Origin of the sequence: Thermus islandicus DSM 21543 (assembly GCF_000421625.1) — a bacterium.
Taxonomy (GTDB): domain Bacteria; phylum Deinococcota; class Deinococci; order Deinococcales; family Thermaceae; genus Thermus; species Thermus islandicus.
Genome location: NZ_ATXJ01000011.1, coordinates 49,301 through 55,977, shown reverse-complemented (window position 1 = coordinate 55,977; position 6,677 = coordinate 49,301). Strand labels below are relative to the sequence as shown.

The following is a 6,677-nucleotide window of genomic DNA, read 5'->3' as shown; positions in this document are numbered from 1 at the left end:
CAGTCGCGCTCTCCTGATAGACCCGGTCAAGGAGGGCTTCTGCCTCCACCCGTGGGTTGGACAGGAAGCGGTAAAGGGCTTTGGCCTGGTGGAAGCGGTTCTGGAGGGGAGAAGGGAGCGAGGCCACCATCTCGCTCACCCGGGCTGAGCCTGCGGCCAAGGCGCCCCGCACCACCTCTTCAAACCGTCGGTGGAGGCGCTTATCGGGGGAAAACGCTCGCAAAACGGCCCGTGAACTCCTGGAGCCTGGCCTCGGCCACCTTGAGCATGTCCATGGATCACCCCCGGTACCAGATACGGGCTGCGCCCGCAAGGGGAGATTTACCACGAAACGGAGATGTGGGTAAAGTCCTGGCTTCTTGACAAGGCTCCGTGCCCCCCTGTAGTCTTGCCTGCGTAGGAGTCTTAGGGAGGTTGGCCTATGAGAGGAGTGCTTGTAGGGATCGGCCTTTTCGCTCTGGTGGGGCTCGCCCAGGCCCAGACCTTCGTCTGGCCGCAGAAGTGGACGGTGGCCAAGCCGTCCGAGGTCAAGCGGGGGGGGACGCTGAGGGCGGCGGTCATCTCCGACTACCGCACCTTCAACCCCTTCCTCACCGCCGAGGCGGGCAACGTCCCTGAACTCATTTCCGGAGGGCGCGGCCTCGTGACCCGCGACCCCACCACCGGGGACTGGATCCCCTACATGGCGGAGTCCTTTACCGTAAGCCCGAACAAGTTGGAGATTACCTTCAAGATCCGCAAGGGCATGAAGTGGTCCGACGGCCAGCCCATCACCGCCGACGACTGGATCACCACCTGGCGGATCCATACCGACAAGGCGGTGGGCTCCAACAGCTACGACTCCTTCTTCCTGGACGGCAAGCCCATCGTCCTCAGGAAGATTGACGACTACACCCTCCGCTTCATCTACCCCAAGACCGACGCCGAGGCCTTCGCCGTGGCCAGCTTTGAGCCCTGGCCCGCCCACGTCTTCGGCCCCGTCTACCAGAAGGAGGGGGCGGAGGGCATCAAGAAGATGTGGACCCTGAGCGAGAAGCCGGAGAACATCGTCTCCGGCGGGCCCTGGCTCATTGAGAGCTACCGCCCCGGGGAGCGCCTGGTCCTGAAGCGGAACCCCGCCTTCGGGGAGTGGAACAAGGACGAGGCGGGCAACCCCCTCCCCTACCTGGACCGCTACGAGATCAAGATCGTGAAGGACGTGAACGCCCAGCTCGCTGAGTTCCTGGCGGGGAACATTGACGTCTTCAACCCCGCCACCGTGGACCACATCTCCCAGGTCCGCCAGGCCATCCAGCAGGGCCGCCTGGACGCCACCCTCAAGGTCAACGCCTCCCCCGTGGCCACGAGCCAGTTCATGGTCTTCAACTGGAACAAGGCCTCGGACCCCTTCAAGCAGAGCCTCTTCCGCTCCGACAAGTTCCGCCGGGCCATGAGCCACCTGGTGAACCGCCAGGCGGTGATTGACATCGTCTACGGGGGCCTGGGCACCCCCATGTACACCAGCGTCTACCCCGTGCTCACCCAGTGGATCAACCCCAAGGTGCCCAAGTACGAGTACGACCCCAAGCAGGCGGTGAAGCTCCTCGCCGAGCTGGGCTTCACCAAAAAGGACAAGGATGGCTTCCTGGTGGACCGTCAGGGACGCCGCTTAGAGTTTAACCTCGCCACCAACGCCGGCAACAACCAGCGGGAGCAGATCGCCAAGATCTTCGTGGACGAGGCCAAGAAGGTGGGGGTCAAGGTCAACTTCCAGGCCATAGACTTCAACACCCTGGTGGGCCAGCTCCTCTCCTCCGGCCCCGACCGGCCCTTTGACGCCATCATCATCGGCCTCTCCGGCGGTGGTCTGGACTGGCCCTTTGGCTCCAACGTGGTCCCCTGCAAGGGCAACCTGCACATGTGGAACAAGTCCGGCCAGTGCCTGGACCCCAGGGAGACCCAGCTGGACGCCCTCTACTCCCGCGGTCGCACGGAGCTGGACTTCAAGAAGCGGGTGGAGATCGGCTACCGGATGCAGGAGATTGAGGCAAGCCTCCTCCCCGTCATCTACATCGCCGGGCCCAACTACCACCCCGCCTGGAACAACCGCCTGGGCGGCGAGCACCCGGACGCCATCATCTCCAGCATCTGGGGCGCGAGGGAGTTGGAGCTTACCTTCATCAAGAAGTGACCCTGACCAAAGGGCTCCCGGGGCTTAGGGCCCCGGGGGCCCTTTGAGGAGCGCCATGACCGCCTACATCCTCCGCCGCATCCTCTACCTCGTCCCCACCTTCTTCGGAGCCACCTTCCTCGCCTTCCTCATCATCCAGCTGGCCCCCGGGGACTACCTGACCCAGCTGGAGCTGGACCCCAAGATCACGCCGGAGACCATCGCCCGCCTCCGCGCCCAGTTCGGCCTGGACCGGCCCATCTACGAGCAGTACCTCCTCTGGATGAACAACCTCCTCCACCTCAACCTGGGCTACTCCTTCGCCTTTCAGGCGCCGGTGCTCGAGGTCATCTGGCCCCGCGTGGTGAACTCCATGGTGATCGTCATCCCCTCCACGATCCTCCTCTACCTGGTGGCCATCCCCATCGGCGTCTACGGGGCGGTGCGCCAGTACTCCTTGGGCGACCGCCTCCTCTCCTTCCTGGCCTACATCGGGCTTTCGGTGCCGAGCTTTTTCCTCGCCCTCATCGCCATCTACGTCCTCCTCCAGATCAAGTTCCGAACGGGCACCCTCCTCTTCCCGGTTTCCGGCATGACCAGCAGCGGCTTTGAGCAGCTGCCCCCCTTTAGGCAGCTTCTGGACATCGCCTGGCACGCGGTGGTGCCGGTTTTGGTAGCCACGGCCAACGACATCGCCGGGCTTTCCCGCCTCATGCGGGGGCAGATGCTGGAGGTCTTGGGACAGGACTATATCCGAACCGCCCGGGCTAAGGGCCTGGCCGAGCGGGTGGTCCTCTACAAGCACGCCTTCCGCAACGCCGTGATCCCCTTCGTGGCCACCCTGGGCGGGCTTCTTCCCGGGCTCATCTCCGGGGCGGGCTTTGTGGAGGTGGTCATGGCCTGGCCGGGGATCACGCCCTTCTTCCTGGACGCCATCGCCAACCAGGACCTTTATGTGATCGCCGGCTTCCTTACCGTGAGCCTGGTCCTGCTCATGATCGGCAACCTGATCTCCGACCTGCTCCTTGCCTGGGTGGACCCCAGGATCCGCTACGAGTAGGGGGTGGAACGTGGTGCCCGCTTCGGCTTCCCCCACCCGGACCCGCCTGGTCCTGCGCCAGTTCCGCAAGCACCGCCTGGCGGTCTGGGGCGGGCGCATCCTAATGGTGCTCTACCTGATGGCCGCTTTCGCCGGCTTCTTTAGCCCCTACGACCCCAACTTCTACGAGCTCTACCCGCCCAAGGGCAACCACCCGCCCACCCCCATCCACTTCGTGGACCCGGAGACGGGAAGGCTTACCCGCCCCTTCGTCTACGCCACCAAGCGCACCATAGACCCCGTCTCCCTCCAGCCCAAGTACGAGGAGGACCCCAGCCAGGGGAAGTTCTACGTCCGCTTTTTCGTGCGGACCCCCGAACACCCCTACACCCTCTTCAAGGTCTTCCGTTCGGACCTCCGCCTCTTCGGCGTGGACCCGCCCGGGCGCATCTTCCTCATGGGCACGGATAACTTTGGCCGGGACCTCTTCAGCCGGGTGGTCTACGGGGGCCAGGTGTCCCTCACCATCGGCATCCTTTCCGCCCTGGTCTCCTTCGCCCTGGGGCTTCTTCTGGGCGGGATCGCGGGCTACTTCTCGGGCCGCCCCTTTCGCCTCTCCCTGCCCCCTTCCCGGTGGCGGGGCCTGGGCCTGGTCCTAGGCCCCTTGAGCCTCCTCCTCTGGCTCGGGGTGGCCGCCCTGGCCCTCTTCCTCGCCTTCTCCTTCGCCCGCTTAAGCCCGGGCAAGGACCCCTTCTCCTTGGGGATAGACGCCCTGGTGGTCCTCCTGGGGGCCCTGGCGGCGGGGGCCATCCTCTATAGGCTCTTCCGGGAGCCCATCCGCCTGGACCCCGACGACCTCATCATGCGCACGGTGGAGATCATCGCCGCCATCCCCTCCCTCTTCCTCCTCATCTCCTTGCGGGCGGTCTTCCCCGCCAACATGGACCCCCTCCTCACCTTCTACCTGGTGGTGGGGCTTCTGGGCTTCATCGGCTGGGGAGGGCTCGCCCGGGTGGTGCGGGGGATTGTGCTTTCCGTGCGGGAGATGGACTACGTGCAGGCGGCCAGGGCCCTCGGGGCCTCGGACGGGCGCATCATCGCCCGGCACGTGCTTCCCGCCACCGCCAGTTACGTGATCGTGAGCCTCTCCCTCACCATCCCCGGCTTCATCCTGGGGGAGAGCGGCCTTTCCTTCCTGGGCCTCGGGGTTACCGAGCCCTACACCAGCTGGGGGCTCCTCCTGCAGGCGGCCCAGCAGGGGGGGTTCGCCTCCTTCACCGACCGGCCCTGGGTCCTTTGGCCGGGGTTTTTCATCTTTCTTGCGGTGCTCTCGTGGAACTTCCTCGGGGATGGCCTGCGCGACGCCCTGGACCCCAGGCGAAAGGCTTAGGCCCTTCTCTTTTGACCGGGTATGGCGTATAACGGGTGAGGTGTTTTTGGGGTGGTGCCCGAAGGAGTGCCCATGGACGAGAAGCGGCTTTTGGAGGTGAGGGACCTCAAGGTCCACTTCTTCACCGACGACGGGGTGGTGAAGGCGGTGGACGGGGTTTCCTTCCACGTGGAGAAGGGGGAGACCCTAGCGGTGGTGGGGGAGTCGGGGAGCGGGAAGAGCGTGACCTCCCTGGCCATCATGCGGCTGATCCCCACCCCCCCTGGGCGCATCGTGGGGGGGCAGGTTCTCTTTCGGGGGAAGGACGGGCAGGTGAAGGACCTCACGCGGCTCTCCGAGGCGGAGATGCGCCGGGTGCGGGGGAACGACATCGCCATGATTTTCCAGGAGCCCATGACCTCCCTGAACCCGGTGTACACGGTGGGGGACCAGATCGCCGAGGCCATCATGCTCCACCAGGGGAAAAGCCGCAAGGAGGCCATGGAGCTCGCGGCCCACATGCTGGAGCTGGTGGGGATTCCCGAGCCCAAGAAGCGGCTTAGCAACTACCCGCACCAGATGTCGGGGGGGATGCGGCAGCGGGTGATGATCGCCATGGCGCTTTCCTGCAACCCTTCGCTTCTCATCGCCGACGAGCCCACCACGGCCTTGGACGTGACGATTCAGGCGCAGATCCTGGAGCTGATGAAGAGGCTGCAGGAGGAGCTGGGGATGGCCATTCTCTTCATCACCCACAACCTTGGGGTGGTGGCGGAGATGGCCGACCGGGTGGTGGTGATGTACGCGGGGCGGGTGGTGGAGCAGGCGGACGTGGTGCCGCTTTTCAAGGATCCCCTCCACCCCTACACCCGGGGGCTTTTGCACTCGGTGCCCCGGCTGGACCTGGCGGCGGAGCACCGGGAGCGCCTCGAGGCCATTCCCGGGAACGTGCCCAACCCGTTGTACCTGCCTCCGGGCTGTGCCTTTCACCCCAGGTGCAAGCACTACGTGGAGGGGCTTTGCGACCGGGAGGTGCCGCCTTTGGAGGAGGCGGGGGAGGGGCGGCAGGTGCGGTGCGTGCGTTGGCGGGAGATCCGGGAGGTTAGGGCGTGAAGGGGGAGCGGGTTCTCCTGGAGGTGCGGGACCTGAAGAAGCACTTTCCCATCCGGGGCGGGGTGCTTTCCCGGGTGGTGGGGAGCGTGAAGGCGGTGGACGGGGTTTCCTTCGCCATAAGGCGGGGGGAGGTGTTGGGCCTGGTGGGGGAGTCGGGGAGCGGGAAGACCACGGTGGGGCGGACGCTCCTCAGGCTCATTGAGCCCACGGGGGGGCGGATCCTCTTTGACGGGGAGGACATCACGGAGCTTTCCCGGGAGCGGCTCAGGCCCTACCGCCGGCGGATGCAGATCATCTTCCAGGACCCCTTCAGCTCCCTGAACCCGCGGATGACGGTGGGGGACATCATCGCCGAGCCCCTGATCATCCACGGGATCGGGAAGACGCCCAAGGAGCGCACGGAGAGGGTGGCGGAGCTCCTCAAGCTGGTGGGGCTTTCCCCGGATCACATGCGGCGCTATCCCCACGAGTTTTCCGGGGGGCAGAGGCAGCGCATCGGGATCGCCCGGGCCCTGGCCGTGGCCCCGGAGTTCATCGTGGCGGACGAGCCGGTTTCGGCCCTGGACGTTTCCATCCAGGCCCAGGTGGTGAACCTTCTCCAAGACCTGAAGGAGGAGCTCGGGCTCACCATGCTCTTCATCGCCCACGACCTGGCGGTGGTGGAGCATATCTCCGAGCGGGTGGCGGTGATGTACCTGGGGAAGGTCATGGAGATCGCCTCTTCCCGGGAGCTTTACCGGAACCCCAAGCACCCCTACACGGAGGCGCTGCTTTCGGCGGTGCCCATCCCGGACCCCACGGTGAAGCGGGAGCGGATCGTGCTCCAGGGGGACATCCCCTCGCCCATCAACCCGCCCTCGGGGTGCGTCTTCCGCACCCGGTGCCGCTACGCCCTGCCCGAGTGCGCCCACACCGTGCCCGAGCTCAAGGAGGTCTCTCCGGGCCACTACAAGGCCTGCATCCGGGACGACATCCTCTGAGGCCAGCCGGGATCGGACCGGATCCTT

5 protein-coding genes are annotated in these 6,677 nt (G+C 65.7%); all 5 read left to right on the top strand.

Annotated features, from left to right (window positions below):
* The first annotated feature begins 421 nt into the window (after window positions 1-421).
* The 5 genes from H531_RS0109720 (at window position 422) to H531_RS0109700 (ending at window position 6,650) form a co-directional block, all read left to right on the top strand.
* Window positions 422-2,170, top strand: a complete 1,749-nt coding sequence (locus tag H531_RS0109720) for an ABC transporter substrate-binding protein (RefSeq protein ID WP_022799158.1) — start codon at window positions 422-424, stop codon at window positions 2,168-2,170.
* A 55-nt stretch (window positions 2,171-2,225) separates the two neighbouring features.
* Entirely contained in the window at window positions 2,226-3,209 is a 984-nt protein-coding gene (locus tag H531_RS0109715; RefSeq protein WP_022799157.1) for an ABC transporter permease, read from the top strand.
* 13 nt (window positions 3,210-3,222) lie between these two features.
* Window positions 3,223-4,578, top strand: a complete 1,356-nt coding sequence (locus H531_RS0109710; protein WP_028490786.1) for an ABC transporter permease — start codon at window positions 3,223-3,225, stop codon at window positions 4,576-4,578.
* Window positions 4,579-4,650: 72 nt separating this feature from the next.
* The gene (locus H531_RS0109705) at window positions 4,651-5,670 is read left to right on the top strand and encodes an ABC transporter ATP-binding protein (protein ID WP_028490785.1); all 1,020 of its coding nucleotides are present in this window, start codon (window positions 4,651-4,653) and stop codon (window positions 5,668-5,670) included.
* On the top strand, window positions 5,667-6,650 hold the full coding sequence (locus tag H531_RS0109700; protein ID WP_022799154.1) for an ABC transporter ATP-binding protein: 984 nt from the start codon (window positions 5,667-5,669) through the stop codon (window positions 6,648-6,650). Before H531_RS0109705 ends, H531_RS0109700 begins: the two co-directional genes overlap by 4 nt.
* Window positions 6,651-6,677: the final 27 nt, after the last annotated feature.

Bases quoted from the DNA above. Each gene is read 5' to 3' on its own strand.
- H531_RS0109720 (WP_022799158.1), top strand. From the start codon at position 422: ATGAGAGGAGTGCTTGTAGGGATCGGCCTTTTCGCTCTGGTGGGGCTC.
- H531_RS0109715 (WP_022799157.1), top strand. From the start codon at position 2,226: ATGACCGCCTACATCCTCCGCCGCATCCTCTACCTCGTCCCCACCTTC.
- H531_RS0109705 (WP_028490785.1), top strand. From the start codon at position 4,651: ATGGACGAGAAGCGGCTTTTGGAGGTGAGGGACCTCAAGGTCCACTTC.